Annotated in this window: 11 protein-coding genes; 5 read left to right on the forward strand and 6 right to left on the reverse strand. The window is 62.6% G+C overall.

The window, feature by feature from the left end; translation table 11 throughout:
- Nucleotides 1–144: 144 nt before the first annotated feature.
- The 3 genes from NJT13_RS04590 to NJT13_RS04600 form a co-directional block, all read right to left on the reverse strand.
- The gene (locus NJT13_RS04590) at nucleotides 145–1911 is read right to left on the reverse strand and encodes a hypothetical protein (protein ID WP_254524315.1); all 1767 of its coding nucleotides are present in this window, start codon (nucleotides 1909–1911) and stop codon (nucleotides 145–147) included.
- Nucleotides 1912–2199: 288 nt separating this feature from the next.
- The gene (locus NJT13_RS04595) at nucleotides 2200–4023 is read right to left on the reverse strand and encodes an asparagine synthetase B family protein (RefSeq protein ID WP_254524316.1); all 1824 of its coding nucleotides are present in this window, start codon (nucleotides 4021–4023) and stop codon (nucleotides 2200–2202) included.
- 684 nt (nucleotides 4024–4707) lie between these two features.
- On the reverse strand, nucleotides 4708–5304 hold the full coding sequence (locus tag NJT13_RS04600; RefSeq protein ID WP_254524317.1) for a DUF7344 domain-containing protein: 597 nt from the start codon (nucleotides 5302–5304) through the stop codon (nucleotides 4708–4710).
- Nucleotides 5305–6048: 744 nt separating this feature from the next.
- Here NJT13_RS04600 and NJT13_RS04605 point away from each other — a divergent pair.
- A complete protein-coding gene (locus NJT13_RS04605; RefSeq protein WP_254524318.1) occupies nucleotides 6049–7008 on the forward strand; it encodes a transcription initiation factor IIB in 960 nt (319 codons plus the stop codon).
- On the opposite strand, the gene NJT13_RS04610 is transcribed toward NJT13_RS04605, so the two are convergent.
- Both NJT13_RS04610 and NJT13_RS04615 read right to left on the reverse strand, forming a co-directional pair.
- Entirely contained in the window at nucleotides 7001–7177 is a 177-nt protein-coding gene (locus tag NJT13_RS04610) for a hypothetical protein (protein ID WP_254524319.1), read from the reverse strand. The genes NJT13_RS04605 and NJT13_RS04610 overlap by 8 nt on opposite strands.
- 159 nt (nucleotides 7178–7336) lie before the next feature.
- Nucleotides 7337–7672, reverse strand: a complete 336-nt coding sequence (locus NJT13_RS04615; protein WP_254524320.1) for a hypothetical protein — start codon at nucleotides 7670–7672, stop codon at nucleotides 7337–7339.
- A gap of 30 nt (nucleotides 7673–7702) precedes the next feature.
- Here NJT13_RS04615 and NJT13_RS04620 point away from each other — a divergent pair, with 30 nt between their 5' ends.
- Complete coding sequence (locus NJT13_RS04620) at nucleotides 7703–9622, forward strand: DEAD/DEAH box helicase family protein (protein WP_425499783.1); 1920 nt, start codon at nucleotides 7703–7705, stop codon at nucleotides 9620–9622.
- A gap of 132 nt (nucleotides 9623–9754) precedes the next feature.
- A complete protein-coding gene (locus NJT13_RS04625) occupies nucleotides 9755–11524 on the forward strand; it encodes a helicase HerA domain-containing protein (protein WP_254524322.1) in 1770 nt (589 codons plus the stop codon).
- Nucleotides 11525–11565: 41 nt separating this feature from the next.
- Here NJT13_RS04625 and NJT13_RS04630 read toward each other — a convergent pair whose 3' ends face one another.
- A complete protein-coding gene (locus NJT13_RS04630; protein ID WP_254524323.1) occupies nucleotides 11566–12690 on the reverse strand; it encodes a DegT/DnrJ/EryC1/StrS family aminotransferase in 1125 nt (374 codons plus the stop codon).
- A 259-nt stretch (nucleotides 12691–12949) separates the two neighbouring features.
- On the opposite strand from NJT13_RS04630, the gene NJT13_RS04635 reads away from it, so the two are divergent.
- Nucleotides 12950–14578, forward strand: a complete 1629-nt coding sequence (locus tag NJT13_RS04635) for an alkaline phosphatase family protein (RefSeq protein WP_254524324.1) — start codon at nucleotides 12950–12952, stop codon at nucleotides 14576–14578.
- Complete coding sequence (locus tag NJT13_RS04640) at nucleotides 14575–15585, forward strand: lipid II:glycine glycyltransferase FemX (protein ID WP_254524325.1); 1011 nt, start codon at nucleotides 14575–14577, stop codon at nucleotides 15583–15585. Before NJT13_RS04635 ends, NJT13_RS04640 begins: the two co-directional genes overlap by 4 nt.
- Nucleotides 15586–15627 lie beyond the last annotated feature (42 nt).

Here is a 15627-nt window from a genome sequence, read left to right on the forward strand (position 1 = left end):
GGCGGTGCGAGACGGAGATATCGGACGCTGCCCGGTTCCAACGGATGTGAGGACGTCTTCAGCGGGGACGGGGCGGGGGTATTTTCAGAGATCTGACGGTTGAGGCAAGAAGAGATTCCGAGACGGCAGTTCGAGAGGAACGGGCTATTTGCTCCGAACGTTGTACTCGACGTCGACGGCGGCGTCGCCGCGGAGGCGGAAGTCCGTGATGTCGCCGTCGAACCAGTAGGCGTCGATTTGGTCGTTGACGCTACCGCTAGCATCGTTTCCGGTAATCTCGTCGCCGGAATCGATCGATGCGTCTCGATAGCTCGATGTGACGACCTCGCCATCGACGCTAAACGAGTACGTAGACTCGCCGTCGGTGTCCGTTCCGTCGATCACGATGGCGTGGGGGAGAAGCTCCTGCTCGCCGTACTGGTCGGGATCGATCCGCTGATCGTCGAGGTACACGTGCGCAGAGCCGTCGAGGAAGGTAACGTCGGTGAGTGTCCCAGAGAATTTGAAGCGTTGGGCACCGCATTCGATCGATCCCTCTACTGTGTTGTCCGATACCACCGTCGCATACTCGTCGGAGTCGTTGCTGGCGACCGTGTCGATCATCCCATCAACCGTGATCTCGTAGTTCGCAGCGGAACCGTTGCCGACCAGGGTCAGTACGTGGGGCTGTCGCTGGCCGTAGTCGGCGGGATCGACCCGTTCGCCGTTGACGTAGATACGGGCGTCGCCGTCGACGGTGAGGTCGGTGAGTTCGCCGTCGAACCGGAAGGCGTCTTTCCAGTTGGCGACGGTGCCGGTGACGTGACCGCTCTCGATCGTGTCCTCGTCCTCGATCATGGTGCCCTTGATCGTCGCTTTCTCGGCGGCGCCGGAGACCGAAAACTCGTAGCGTGTCCCGCCGGACGTGCCCGCGCCGTCGACCAGCAGGGTATTTTCGGGGAGGGCATCGGTTGCGTCGTCCCCGTCGTCCCCGTTGTCCGCCGGCAGGCTGGACGCTCTACCACCGGTTCCTCCCGATGCGGCTTGCTCGCCGCTTTCCGGACAGCCGTCGGGAACGAAGTGTCGCGGGTTCGATCCGTCACCGCGGCCGTCGTCGGTGTGGACGTTCTCGACTGTCAGGTCCGGATCGCCGTGCGTGACGAGCGAGCTCCCGGTGCCGTTCGTGATGAAGTGGGAGTTGCGTACGGTCGCGCCGCCGCCGTAATTGCCCTCCCAGACCCAGCTGTTCCGGTTCGCGGCGCGCGTGCCGCTCTTGTAACTCACGCAGTTCTCGATCGACATTCCGCAGTCGCCGATCCGGAACGCGGTGTGGTGACAGTCGTTGCCGTAACAGTGATCCAGCGCGATCGTGCCACCGTCACCGTTGTATGCGGGTGCCGAACCGTAGATACCGTTGTTCCCGGGAACGTTGAAATTGACGCGTTTCACGTCGAGGTGGCCGGAGTGGTCCGGGTCGACCCAGATACAGATCGACCGCTCGCTCGCGGGCTGTTCGCCGGTCGACTCTCCGAAGTAGATGTTCTCCATGACCGACGTTCCGGAGCCGGAGTCACAGACGCCGAAAATGGTCTCGTTGTATGGGATCGTCCCTGTGAACCCGATGTTGCGGATCGTCCAGTTGGTTCCTTTGGCGACGATGAGGATGTCGTTGCGGTCGCCGAAGTCGATGAGCTTGTTCTCCCAGGTTTCGCCGGAGTCGATACGGATCGTCTGTCCGCGCGCCTCGATAACGTCGTAGTCTCCGCTCGCTGCGCTCGCAGCGGTCGCTCCGACCCCTGCAGTGATCGCCGTCGCACCGGCTAATTTCAGGTACGATCGGCGGTCGATCACGCCGCTACTGTTTCGTTCGTCGTCACTAGCTGTCGTTTCGGCGGGACTATCGACGTCCCGATCCGGTTGGTCGCGTGCCATTCGATCTGAGAAAGAACACTACCGAACCATAAACTTTCCTTCCGAGTTATTAGTAAGATCTCGTGATTATAATTATATCGTTGTATAATATGCCTTTTCTTATGGTATTTAGTCACGATTTTTTATATTCAAAATCGAAGTACGGAAGCGGGGTATCCGATAGCTACTCGCGGATCACACCGGAGGGAAAGAGAGTCGGACTATCGCAACTCTCAGATTCGAACGTACGAAGGCGATCTCCAGAATTGTGACCTGACGAGCCACGTGTCGAACAGAGAATGCTGACAGTCAGCCGAATACCGCATCGCGGCGGGACTCGAGGACGCTCTGTGAGGAGTAGATGTCGTCGATGAACGACGTCAGCGCGAAGAGACGGTAGACGGATACACGGTCGTGATCGGCCGTCGAATCGAGAAACGCGAGGAGTTCGTCGGTCGAAAGGACGTCGTCGACGGCCTCACACTGGTCGACCTGGGTTCGAATGCAGTCGACCGTATCAGGTCGGAGCTGCGACCCCGTCTCGAGGCCGTTGATCGACTTGACGATGGGCCGAACCGTCTCGAACAATCGCGGATACCGCGAGAGGAGATCGTCGACGAACGCCGCCGCCTGGTGTCGAGTGGACGCGACGGGCACCCCGTAATCGGGGTGGGGTAACGCTGCGGCGGTGGGCTCCAGTTCCGTGAGGAACGATCGATAGAGGTTGTACCGTGCTTTCTGTCCGGGCGGGCAATTCATCGCGTACCGGAAGAAGTCGATCGAGTAGAACGGGGTCGTACTCCAGAAGAAAAACCGGTTTCGATCCTCGCCTTCGAACAGGAAATTGACGCCCCGTTCGTAGACGAGAAAGTGGACGTACGCCGCAGCGGGGTCCGTCTCGGGATACATGTCGAGTCGGTCGTGAACGCTCCGTCGGATCGAAGCCGGCGAGAGCCCGGTAATCCGGGCGACCTGCTCGAGCGAGAGAAAACAGTTCTCTTCGATGACGTAGTCGACGAGTTCCGATTCGTCAGCGATCGGCCTCGCCGGAGTCAGATCCGGGAGGACCTTGTCCCCGCCGTCGCCGGTGACGTAGGTGAGGCCGGCATCGTACTCCTCGCGAAGTTGGCGGAAGAACTCGAGAATGAACGAGGTCAAGAGTCCTATTTGACCGTTTTTCGTCTTGATTATCCGGTCCAGGTCGGACCCGTTCGGCGGTCCGACCTCGTATCGCCGCCACTGGATATCGAGTTCCGTTGCCAATTCGCGGGCGATGTCCACATCGGACGGCGGCACGAATTCGTCCGAGGACATCGTTGCCGCGGTCGTCGACAGTCCCTCCGCGTCGAAACCGGCCAGCACGGCCCGAGAGTCGAGGCCGCCGCTCAGCGAGATCACGTCGTGGCTGCCACATCCCGACCGCTGTCGACAGGCTCGTTCGAACCGGTCGACGAGTTCGGTGGCGTTTCGCGATCGGCTCCGGTCGGCGTGAGACGGCTCCTCGAAGTCGAATCGGTGCAGCGCCGTTTCGGTGACCGCCCCGCGATTCGGGTCCACGGTGAGTTTCGTCCCCGGCCGAAGTCGATTGGCTCCGTTCACGAGCGTCCGGTCGCCCAACGAGTAGCCAAAGAGCAGACACTGCGCGACGCCCATCGGATCGAACCCGTCGATCGGCGCCTCGTTGATGAGATACCGTAGCTCCCTCGAGAACAGAAACGCCGCTCCGTCGTGGAAGTAGTACGTCGGCAGCCGAGCGAGCGGGTCGTTGAGTAATCCGAGTCGGCCGGTGTCCTTGTCGACGGCGACGAGCAGGAACTCCCCGTCGGTCTCCAGGAGCCACTCGGTGAGGAACTCGTCGCCGTCCGGGGCGAGAACGCGCGTCGCGACCTCGAGTAGTTCTCGCTCGAGTGAGTCGGCGTCGCGATCGTAGATTCGGCCCTCGAAACAGACCCAGCAGTCCTCGTCCTCGAGGATACGAATCGGGTACTCCGGGTAGGCCGTCGTTCCGATGGAACACGACGGCGAACCGAAGACGACGTCGGCCTCGTACCGGTCCGTGTGGACGAGCGGCTCGAGCGAGCCAGCGAACGACCGGTCCCCGGGAGACGTGGTTCTGCCAGAGATGCCAACCATATCAGTAGCAGTGTGAGTAACCCGCATTGTAATGTCGGCGTTTACCGAGGCCAGACGGAGGCTACCGTTTCGAAGCGTTTTTGCGAGACAGCCCACCGCAGCGGGTCGGATCGGATTCGACGGCAGCACGTTCCAAATTGCAACCGCCATCGCACAAACGCTCGAAACACAGCCGGATGGCAGAGGAATGGATACGAGGGTCGATCACATCGCGTCCGGTGTGAGGACAGTATCTGCGGTCGCTTCGGTCGCCGTGTGAGAAGGCTCCCGCGCCTGGAACAGCTGCTGGCACGCGACTGTCCCGGTACTGAATGACGGTCGTCGGGAGCCATTCGGAGGTATGGAACCCGATAATAAAAACCCTTCTCAGGGTCCGGTCGTCGGCGTCGGCCAACAATCCGGACGAAACTGGCTGTGCTCACCGTCGCCGAGACGGTAGCGACAGTGTTCGGCGACCGTCCGACCGACCCGCCGTCGCACGCACGAGGGCGTGTACCCGCGATCGAACGATCGGGGGCTCGGGGACAGCTACCGCTACCGGCCGTCCCACGCAGATGGAATCGATTTGCGACGCCACTGCTACCCCACCCCACGTACCGTGGCGCGAGGCTGCTGGAGCGGTCGTCGTCGACCGAGAATGGACGGCATCGGCGACGATGCGCGACGGTCGTCGTCGAAACAGGATTATTCGATTCGGGACAGTTTGCCGTCGACGTTGCGTTCTCGCCGGTGGTTCGAAACGACGTGCGTGAGAGAGAGGAGGAGAAACGCAGTGATAACGGCCCCGGCGAGGCCGATCATCGGGGCGGCCGACACGAGGGGGACGCCGAGAAACGCCGCACCGATGAGGGCGGCACCGATCAGGCTAACTCCAGCGTACCATCGATCCCACCGGTCCTGTCGGTGAGTATCGGTGTCGAGGTACATCATCAACAGGTCGGCGTTGTCCGCGAGCGAGATCAGCCCGCGGTCCTGGTCGTATTCGACGATTCCGGCATCGTCCATTTTCGGCAGGTGGGTCTGATAGAGGGCGACGTAGACGCGCTTTCGTTGATCGGAACTGAGCGCGTTGACCTCGGTATCGTTCTCCCAGGCGGCTATCTGTTCGGCCAATTCCCCGAGAGTGACAGTTTCGTCCGCTTCCAGCAAGTACGCGAGGACTTCTCGACGACGGCGATTTTTTAAGAGTTCGAAAATAACATCTTTGGAGAGACGTTCGTCCTCGTCGGCATCGGTAACGGACGCGATTTCGTCGGGGAGCGACGTATCGATAGAGGACATTATTCGGGCCCTCCGGCTGTAAAGACGCCATACGAGTTCGATAGCCCCTGTTTCTTCCGTAACACGGCACTGGAGCCTCGGCTCGACGGCGACCGCTGTACGTTCGAACGGCGGGTCGAAATCACGATTGACACACCAGGTTGTACACCAACAGAGATACTCTTAAACACGCCCACGTTTCGCACCGTCTGCAAAGGAGGTACGGACCATCTTCTCGGCGGGGACGACGTGATAGCCCACATCCCTCTCGAGCGGCCATTACCGCCGGTATCGGGTCCGATCGGTATCAGTCGATTGCGTGGCTGTATCAGGTGCGTACAGCGGGGTTGACGGGGGAAACCGGGCGCTGATCGGCCACGGTGGACGTGATGGCACACGGCACTGGGTCTGAACGTTCGAACCAACCGATATAAAGACGAACGACAGTTCACACACGAAAGAGGGTTTTACGCGATGAACCGGTGATTGATTCTCGAGTCACGGGTCAACGATCGCCACATTTCTTGTGCCATGTGCACACTAACCATAGATGGGCGAAACGATCGGCGACCGGTCGTTTCACCCGACGCGACCGATGGGACACGGTTTCGATGCGGTCGTCGTGCCGATTCGATCGAGTCGGCGGGCGATCGCGTCTTTCTTCTTCGCTCTCTCTTCCGGCGTGATGGCCGGAACAGTAAGTCGGTGTTTCCCCCGAAACCATGTGAACCCCTTACAGTGGCGGCACGGCTTCGTCCGGTACTGATGACGCGGTCTATCATCGATCAACACAGCGGCGAATCACAGTCACAGGAGGTCGAGACTGGTCTGTGTCCCGACTGCGAGACCGACACGGTCGTCCACGATCCGGACCGCGGCGAACAGGTCTGTGAGGAATGCGGCCTCGTTCTCACTGAGGATCCCATCGATTACGGGCCGGAATGGCGTGCGTTCAACGCCCAGGAACACGACGAACTGTCGCGGGTCGGCGCCCCACTGACGCAGTCGATGCACGATCGCGGTCTGACGACGACCATCGACTGGCGCAACAAAGACGCCAACGGCCATTCGATGTCGGCCGACAAACACGGCCAGCTCCATCGGCTCCGCGTCTGGCAGGAGCGAATCCGAACGAAAAATGCGGGCGAACGAAACCTGAAGTACGCACTCTCCGAAATCGATCGCATGGTGAGCGCGCTAGGCGTTCCGAAGCCGGTGAAGGAAACGGCGAGCGTTATCTACCGACAGGCGCTCGAGCAGGACCTCATTCGCGGTCGGTCGATCGAGGGCGTCGCGACCAGCGCACTCTACACGGCGTGTCGTAAAGAAGACATTCCCCGGAGTCTCGAGGAAGTAACGTCCGTTTCACGGGTCGACCAGCGGGAGATCGGTCGGACCTATCGGTACATCGCAGATGAACTGGACATTAACCTGGAACCGACGAACCCCCGCCAGTTCGTTCCGCGATTCTGCTCCGAACTCGACGTCGACAAAGACGTAGAGACCAAAGCGATCGAGATCATCGACCGGACCACGGAACAGGGACTCCACTCGGGCAAGTCGCCGACCGGCTTTGCCGCCGCCGCAATCTACGCCGCCGGACTCCTCTGTGACGAGACGATTCCGCAACGAGCCGTCGCCGACACCGCACAGACGACCGTCGTCACCGTCAGAAACCGGTACCGCGAGCAACTCGAGGCCATCGACCAGCAGCCGGCTACATGACCGATCGGTCGTCCTCTTCGTAGACCTCCTCGTCGAGCAGCGCGTGCAGGTTGCTGTACGGAACGAACGCGAGAAACTGGTCGCCGCCGTCGTACAGTTCGAGTCCGTTTTCGGTGTGATCGTAACGTTCACACGCGATCTGTCCCTCCGGAAGGATCGCACGGTACATGGTAGTTCCAAGGTAATGCAGACAAATATACTATACTCACAGCCTCAGCGCGTGTTCGGTACCGAAAGGCGTCGACCCGAACGGATCGATACCGGAGCGACTGCCTCTCGTCCACCTTCGGCGATTAGGGGGACGATCAGTAAGTGAGTCGGAGTCAGATCAGCAGTCGAACTCCGGCTGTTCGGTCACCTGCCCGCCGTCAGAGCGGGTCGGATCGACGAACTGGACGCCGCTGACGACGAACCGGGCGCCGTCGTGAGCGTGATCCAGTTCGATCGTCCAGCCGTGTGACTCGAGGAGACGCCGGACGATGGACAGCCCGAAGCCTGCCCTCGCGTCGGTCGTCGTGTAGCCGTATTCGAAGACGGCATCACCCGCCGGAAATCGGTCCGGGACCGGATCCGCTCGGCGGGAAGCCGCCGGCGAACGAAATCGGTTTAGTCGATCCGGCGCTACCGAACGGTAGTGACCGACGAACGTTCTCCGGAGCCACACGACGAGCAGCGAAGCACCTCTTCGGGCTCTATGGGATCGGAACCGATCGAGACAGAGACGGAGGAGCCACCGTCGAACGGCTCGAGAGCGGGCGATGCAGGGACGACGGGAGACGCGGCCGATGCGGGGACGGCGAGAGACGCGGACGAGGAATTTACCCTCGCCGACTTCCACGATGCCAGTCAGGAGGAGGGGCGACCCGTCCTCACCGCCGCGGCAGTTTCCCGTGCGCTCGAGATCCCCCACGAAGAAGCCAGCGACCGGCTCGAGGCCCTCGCAGACGAGGGGTCCGTAGAGCGCCTCTCCGTTTCGACGGACCCGGTGGTCTGGTACCCGAGCGAGTTCGAGGATCTCACGGATCGCGAGCGGGTGGTCGTCTTTCCGAAGCGACGGGAGATCGTCGTCGATCGGCCGGATCAGTTCACGCGAGCGCAGCTCTCGCAGTTCGCCCACCTCGCGGACGCGAACGGAGACCACGGGTATCGCTACGTGGTTCGACCGGCCGACGTCTGGGGGACCCCCCACGACTCGTTCGACCAGCTGGCGCGGACGATGCGCCAGGCGCTCGGACAACGCTCCGAGGGGCTCGAAGACTGGGTCGAGAGTCAGTGGGATCGGGCCCACCAGTTCCGGCTCGTGACGCACGAGGATGGCTACACCGTACTCGAAGCCCAGAGCCCGGAGATCATGGGAAACGTCGCACGGCAGAAACTGGACGAGGAGCACGTCCACGCACCGATATCGGACACCGAGGACTGGGTTCGCGACGGATCCGAAGCCGCGATCAAGCGCATCCTCTACGAGGCGGGCTATCCGGTCCAGGACCACCGAGAGCTCGAATCGGGCGAGGAGCTGCCGATCGACCTTCAGATTCGGCTCCGCGACTATCAGCGGGCCTGGGTGGACCGCTTCGGCGAGGCCGGCGAGGGCGTCTTCGTCGGCCCGCCCGGCAGCGGGAAAACGATCGCCGCGATGGGCGCGATGGCCCACGTCGAAGGCGAGACGCTGGTGCTGGTGCCGAGTCGGGATCTCGCCCGGCAGTGGGCCGACGCGATCGTGGACTACACGTCGCTCGAGGCCGACCAGATCGGACAGTACCACGGTGGACGCAAAGAGATTCGCCCGGTAACGATCGCCACCTACCAGATCGCTGGGATGGATCGTCACCGATCGCTGTTCGACGACCGAGAGTGGGGACTGGTCGTCTTCGACGAGTGCCAACACGTCCCGTCGGACGTCTACCGGCGGAGCACGCACCTGCAGTCCACCCATCGACTCGGCCTGTCCGCGTCGCCGATCAGGGAAGACGACCGCCAGACCGAAATCTTCACCCTGGTCGGTCCACCGATCGGCACCGACTGGGAGGCGCTGTTCGACGCGGGCTTCGTCGCCGAACCCGAACTCGAGATCCGGTACGTGCCGTGGGGCGACGACGAGCAGGCGAACGCCTACGGCTCCGCCGACGGCCGGGAGAAGTACCGGATCGCCGCGAAGAACCGGGGAAAGATCGACGAGGTTCGCTACCTGCTGTCCGCTCACCCCGACTCGAAGGCGCTCGTCTTCGTCGATTACTTGGCGCAGGGCCGGGACCTCTCCGAGGCGCTCGAGGTCCCCTTCCTCAGCGGCGAGACGCCCCACCACGAGCGTCGACGGCTGCTCGAGGAGTTTCGGCGCGACGAGCGCGACCTGCTGATCATCTCGCGGGTCGGCGACGAGGGGATCGACCTGCCGACGGCCGACCTCGCGATCGTCGCCTCGGGACTCGGCGGCTCTCGGCGACAGGGTACTCAACGCGCAGGTCGGACGATGCGCCCCGCTGGCGGGGCGCTCGTCTACGTCCTCGCGACGCGAGGGACCCGGGAAGAAGACTTCGCGCGGAAGCAGCTCCAGCATCTCGGGCGCAAGGGGATGACGATCCGCGAGCAAGCGGTCGAGCGGGACCCGGACTAATCCGGCGAGAGCGTTCGACGGGACCGGTGCCCGTCGAGGACCGATCGCCGAACCGAGGCCAATATTCAAGGTCGCGCATTCGGACTGTACAGATAGTATGAACGAACCGCGTTCGGTCGAGGTGGTGTGGCGGTGAGCGACGAACCGACGCAGCGCCAGATTCTGGTGGGTGAAACGTCCGACGGCGCGAACCTGAAACTGCCGGTCGTCGAACTGCTCACCGGCCGTGGGTTCGTCACCGGGAAATCCGGCTCCGGGAAATCGAACACCGCGTCGGTCATCGCAGAGGAGTTACTCGAGGCGGGGTATCCGCTGCTCATCGTCGACACGGACGGGGAGTACTACGGGCTGAAAGAGGAGTACGAGATGCTCCACGCGGGTGCCGACGAGGAGTGTGACATCCAGATCGGGCCCGAACACGCAGAACAGATGGCCACGATCGCACTCGAAGAGAACGTGCCGGTGATCCTGGACGTCTCGGGGTATCTCGACGAAGACGTGGCGGACGAACTACTCCGCGAGGTGGCCCGTCAGCTGTTCGTCAAGGAGAAGAAGCTCAAGAAGCCGTTCCTGCTGGTCGTCGAGGAGGTTCACGAATACATTCCGGAAGGCGGCGGCGTCGGCGAGACGGGGAACCTGCTGATCAAGATCAGCAAGCGCGGGCGCAAACACGGGCTCGGAATTCTCGGAATCAGCCAGCGGCCGGCCGACGTCAAGAAAGACTTCATCACCCAGGCGAACTGGCTCGTCTGGCACCGGCTGACCTGGGACAACGACACCAAGGTCGTCGGACGAATCATCGACACCGAGTACTCGGAACTGGTGGCCGATCTCGACGACGGGCAGGCGTTCGTCCAGACCGACTGGACGGAGGTCGACGTCCGCAAGGTCCAGTTCCGCCGGAAGCGGACCTTCGACGCCGGCGCGACACCCGGTCTCGAGGACTTCGAACGACCGGAACTCAAATCCGTCTCGGACACCCTGGTCGGCGACCTCCAGGAGATTTCCGAGCGCAAGGACCGGGAACAGGACCGGATTCACCAACTCGAGAACGAACTCGAGAAGAAAGAGAAACGAATCGAGACCCTCGAAGACGAGTTATCCTCGGCGCGGGACGTCTCGAGTGCGGCCAAGCAGATGGCGGACGCCCTGCAGAACACGGAAACGGTCCAGTCGCAACTGCCCGGCGGCGGCGAGGACCTCCGCCGTCTACACGAGGAGATCGCCGAACTCGAGGCCGAACGCGACGAGTTGCGGGAGAAACTCGACACCAGCGACGACCGCATCGATCGTCTCGAGGACGAACTCGCCGCTCGGACGTCGAAACTGAAACGAATCCGGTCCGAGAACCACCAGTTGCGCAACGTCGTCCGCGAACTCGAGCGCGAGCGGCCGTACGCGGCGAACGAGGAAAACGGGGCGAGCGACGACGGCGAGGCGAGCGACGGGGACGACTCGTCGTCGATCGTCCAGGCCGGCGGCGAAGCCCACGAGTACGGGTACACGCCGGTTGACGGAGACGCGGACGCGGACTCGAACGCGTCGTCGGACGGCGACGAGGCGACAGCCACGGAAGACGACGCCGCGTTCGTCGTCGCCGACGAGGAACGCGAGCTCGCGGACCTGCTCGAGGTGTCTTCGGTCCGGAATCGCGTGGAGCGCGCGTGCGAGGGCTCTCAATGTTCGATCGAGACCGCCGAGGAGATCCTGGCCGTGTTCGCACGCGAGGGGGCGCTCGCGACCGAACCGGTCGCCGATCGGGTCGATCGGTCGGCGGTCGCGGTACAGAGTCTCCTGTCGGAACTCCGGACGGAAGAACTGCTAGAGCGAACCGGCGAGCGGACGTACTCGCTGAGCGATGCGGTCCGAACCGCGCTGGCCGAGACTGCGCCGGTCGAGTGAGGACCGTCCGTCTCGAAATTCCTCGCGGAGTCGACCCGGACTCAGCGTTGCAGTCGATCGCCGACGGCCTCGATCGCCGACGCATCGATCCCCTGGTGGACCGGGAGGACGACCAGTTCTTTCGAGAGCTGGTTCGAGGTCTCGTACGCGTCGTTTTCGTGGACCGATCGGCGGAGTATCGGCCAGTTGTGAGCCCCGACGACGCCGCAGTTCTCGAGTTCCGTCAGGAACGCCTGCGGTTCGTCGGCTCGGACCGGAAATTCGTACGGACAGATCCCCTCCGGAAGCCGCTCGTAGAAGACCGTGACGTCGTCACGGGTGGCAAGGACGTGGCGCCAGGCTCGGTAGTTTTCTCGTCGGGACGTTCGGATCGCCGCGGGATCTGCGGCGTCGGTGATGGCCTTCGAAAGCCTCGACATGGGGTCTTTGGTCGCCTCGTAGCGCCCCTCTGGATCGACGCTCGACGGGTCACCGCCGCCGTTCGAGAGGAACGCCTCCACCGATCGGTGGAGCGACCGACTCGTCCCGAGAACCGTTTCGGCGACCGAGGTGGCCACGTACCGGCAGTCGGTTGCGACGACTCGATCCGACGGGCCGGCGAGCGACGACGGTTCGAACGCCTCGCGGACCGATTCGGTTGTGCGGTACAGGATGGCCCCGTCGGGAACCGGGAGGAGTTTTCGCAGCGTCGTTATCCCGATATCACCGGTCGTCCCGAGTAACGTCCCGTCGGCGACGCTGAGCGGCGCGTGTGCGTTATCGTCGATGTGATAGCAGTCGTACTCGTCGGCCAACGTCGAGATCGTCTCGAGGCCGGGCTGGGGAAAGCCGAAGTAGTTGACCGACATGACGGCGATGGTGTCGGTATCCATTCGAGATTCGAGGTCGGCGACGTCGGGTGCGAGCGTCTCCTCGATCGCGTAGAATCGGGACTCGAGGTCGAGGTCGTGGAACGGTTCGACGACCGCCGGAGAGAGATAAGCCGGAACGAGAACGTTCTGGCCCGGCTCGACGAGAGTAGCGAGACCGTCTCGGAGCGCGACTTTCCCGGCGCCGTAGTACGTGTAGTCGACAGTCGGGGCGTGTTCGTCGACGAACGAGTCGATTCCGACGTCCCCCGACCGCGTGAGGGTGGCATCGAACACGGAGGGGGTAGCACTGATCATACGTGTGATTGTAATCCGGTGATGGGTGCGGTGATCGTCGTCGTAACGGCAGCGGCCACGGCGATCATCGACATAATAGAGAAACGACCGTGCCCTTAGTGATACAGGCAGTACCGTTCGTGGTACCTTCGCAATCGATACTTACAGTCGCCGGCAAAATCGCCGCCTGAGCCACAATATCGACCTTACAGCTCGCAGCACGAGCCTATAGACGGCCAGCACTCGCATAACAAAGCACGGGCGAACGAATACCGCGTCTATGGCAGGTTCGACCGACGAAGAAGACCTTCGTCTGCTCGTCGTGGGGCTCGATGCGGGCTGTCGGCCGATACTCGAGCCGCTGTTCGAAGCGGGCGAGCTTCCGACCCTTCGGCGACTGTTCGACACCGGGACGTCGGGGCCGCTCGAGTCCCAGATCCCACCGTGGACCGCGAGCGCCTGGCCGTCGCTGTATACCGGGAAGAATCCGGGAAAGCACGGCGTCTACGACTTTCTCACGTTCGACGGGTACGACTGGGACGTCGTCAACGCGACCCACGTCAGAGCGCGACCGATCTGGGAGCTACTGAGCGAGCATGGATTCTCGAGCGTCGTCGTGAACGTCCCGGTAACGCATCCCGCTCGAGAATTCGACGGCGCACTGATTCCGGGGTTGACAGCCCCCGAAGACCCGAACTGCTACCCGCCCGGGATACTCGAGGACGTCAAGAGGGCCTGCGGTGGCGAGTACTGGCTCTACCCACAGAGCGGCCCGGTATCGGACCGGTCGATCGACGGGTACGAGCGGACGATCGAACTGCGGGGGACGGCGTTTCGATATCTCTGTCGCCGTATCGATCCGGCGTTCGGATTCCTCCAGTTCCAACAGACCGACTCGGTGTTTCACGAGCGACCGGGCGACAGGGACGCGGTCGAAGCGGTGTACCGGGAAGTGGACCGACAGCTGGACGAGACGCTTCAGGAAGCCGATCCCGAGAACGTCCTCGTCGTCAGCGATCACGGAATGGGAACCGTCACGGGGACCGAATTTCGCGTCAACGAATTCCTTCGCGACGCCGGATACGTCACCGCCCAAAGCGGCGGCGAGGGAATGCCGAACTGGTCGAAAGCCTGGGAGAACGACCTGCTCGAGGGGGCCGAAGCCGGGGAGCACGAGCCGAGTCCGCTCGAGCGAGGCATGAATCTCGCGGCGAAAGTCGGACTCACGACGCAGCGCGTCGCGAACGCGCTCGATCGCGTCGGACTGAAAGAACCGATCGGCAAGCGAGTGCCGAACGACGTACAGCGGGCGGCGAGCGAGCAGGTGGACTTTCCAGAATCGCGCGCGTTCGTCCGCTCGAAGAGCGAACTCGGCGTCCGGATCAACCTCGAGGGGCGCGAACCGAACGGGCAGGTTCCCGAATCGGTGTACGAAACCGTTCGCGAGGACGTAATCGACGCGTTGACGGATGTCCGGACGCCGGACGGGAAGCCGATGTTCGACGCTGTCGAACCCAGAGAGGCGTATTTCGAGGGGCCACACGTCGACAAGGCACCCGACATCGTGACGGTTCCATCAGACTTCGACAACGCGATCTCCGCCGACCTGGGGAAGGCACGTTTCGGCGAGCCGATGGATCCGTGGAACCACAAGCGAACCGGCGTCGTTGCGGCCGTCGGCCCGGCGTTCGAGGACGCCGTCGCGCTCAAGGACGCGACGATCTTCGACGTCGCACCGACGATCTGTTCGCTGTTCGACGTCCCGATCGACGCGGCGATGGACGGTGACCCGCTCCCGGTGATCGACGGGAGCGCGGTGCGACCGTATCCGGCCTACGATCCGGCACCGATCACGGCGACCGACGATGGAGCGGTCGAAGAGAGACTTTCCGATCTTGGCTACCTATGAGCGTCGAGATACGCGTCCTCGATCCGGACACCGATGCCGACGAGTGGAACCGGTACGTCGAACGATCAGACGGATCGAACCCGTTTTTCCGAGCCGAGGCGCTCCGACTACAGGCCGACGATACCGGGACGACACTGCATTTGCTGGCAGGATTCAAGGGACAGGAGCCGGTCGGTATCTTTCCCGTCTTCGAGTACAAGAAAGGACCGATCAGCGGCGCGTTTTCTCCGGCACCGTACTCGTGGGCGAGTTACCTCGGACCGTCCCTGTTGAACGTCGACAAACTCAAACAGCGCAAGGCCGACAGGCGGACCAAACGGTTCCTCGAGGGCTGTCTCGAGTGGATCGACGACGAAATTTCACCGCTGTACAGCAAGTTCGTCACTGCGGAATTCGACGACATCCGCCCGTTCGTCTGGAACGAGTACCACGTCAAGCCCGGCCACACGTACGTCGTCGACCTCGAGGGTACCGAGGACGATCTACTGAAACGATTCAGCAGCGACGCGCGGAGAAACATTCGAAACGCGGACGGTGACGGGTACGACATCGAGGTGGGCGACACGGACGACGTCGAACGCATCGTCGATCAAGTCCGCCAACGGTACGAGAATCAGGGACAGGCGTTCCAGTTGAGTCCCGACTTCGCGTGCTCGCTCCACGAACAGCTTCCCGAGGGCTCGCTGCAGCCGTACGTCTGTCGGGCCGACGGCGAGTTGCTGGGAGGCATCCTCGTCCTCGAATCGGATCGAATGCGCTACCGGTGGCAAGGCGGCGTCAAGCCGGACGCCGACGTCGACCTCGCGATCAACGACCTCCTCGACTGGCACGTCATGCGCGACGGACTCCGGAACGGGATCGGCGAGTACGACCTCGTCGGAGCCGGCGTCCCGAGCATCAATCGATACAAAGCGAAGTTCAATCCACGCCTCGAGACGCACTACGAAATCACGGCCGGAACGTTCGGGATCAATCTGCTGGTCGATCAGTACAAGAAACACAGGTAGCCCGGGAGGTGTTGCTCCCGAGCGCGTATTCGTCCGATACAA

This window comes from Natrinema caseinilyticum (assembly GCF_024227435.1).
Classification (GTDB): Archaea; Halobacteriota; Halobacteria; order Halobacteriales; family Natrialbaceae; genus Natrinema; species Natrinema caseinilyticum.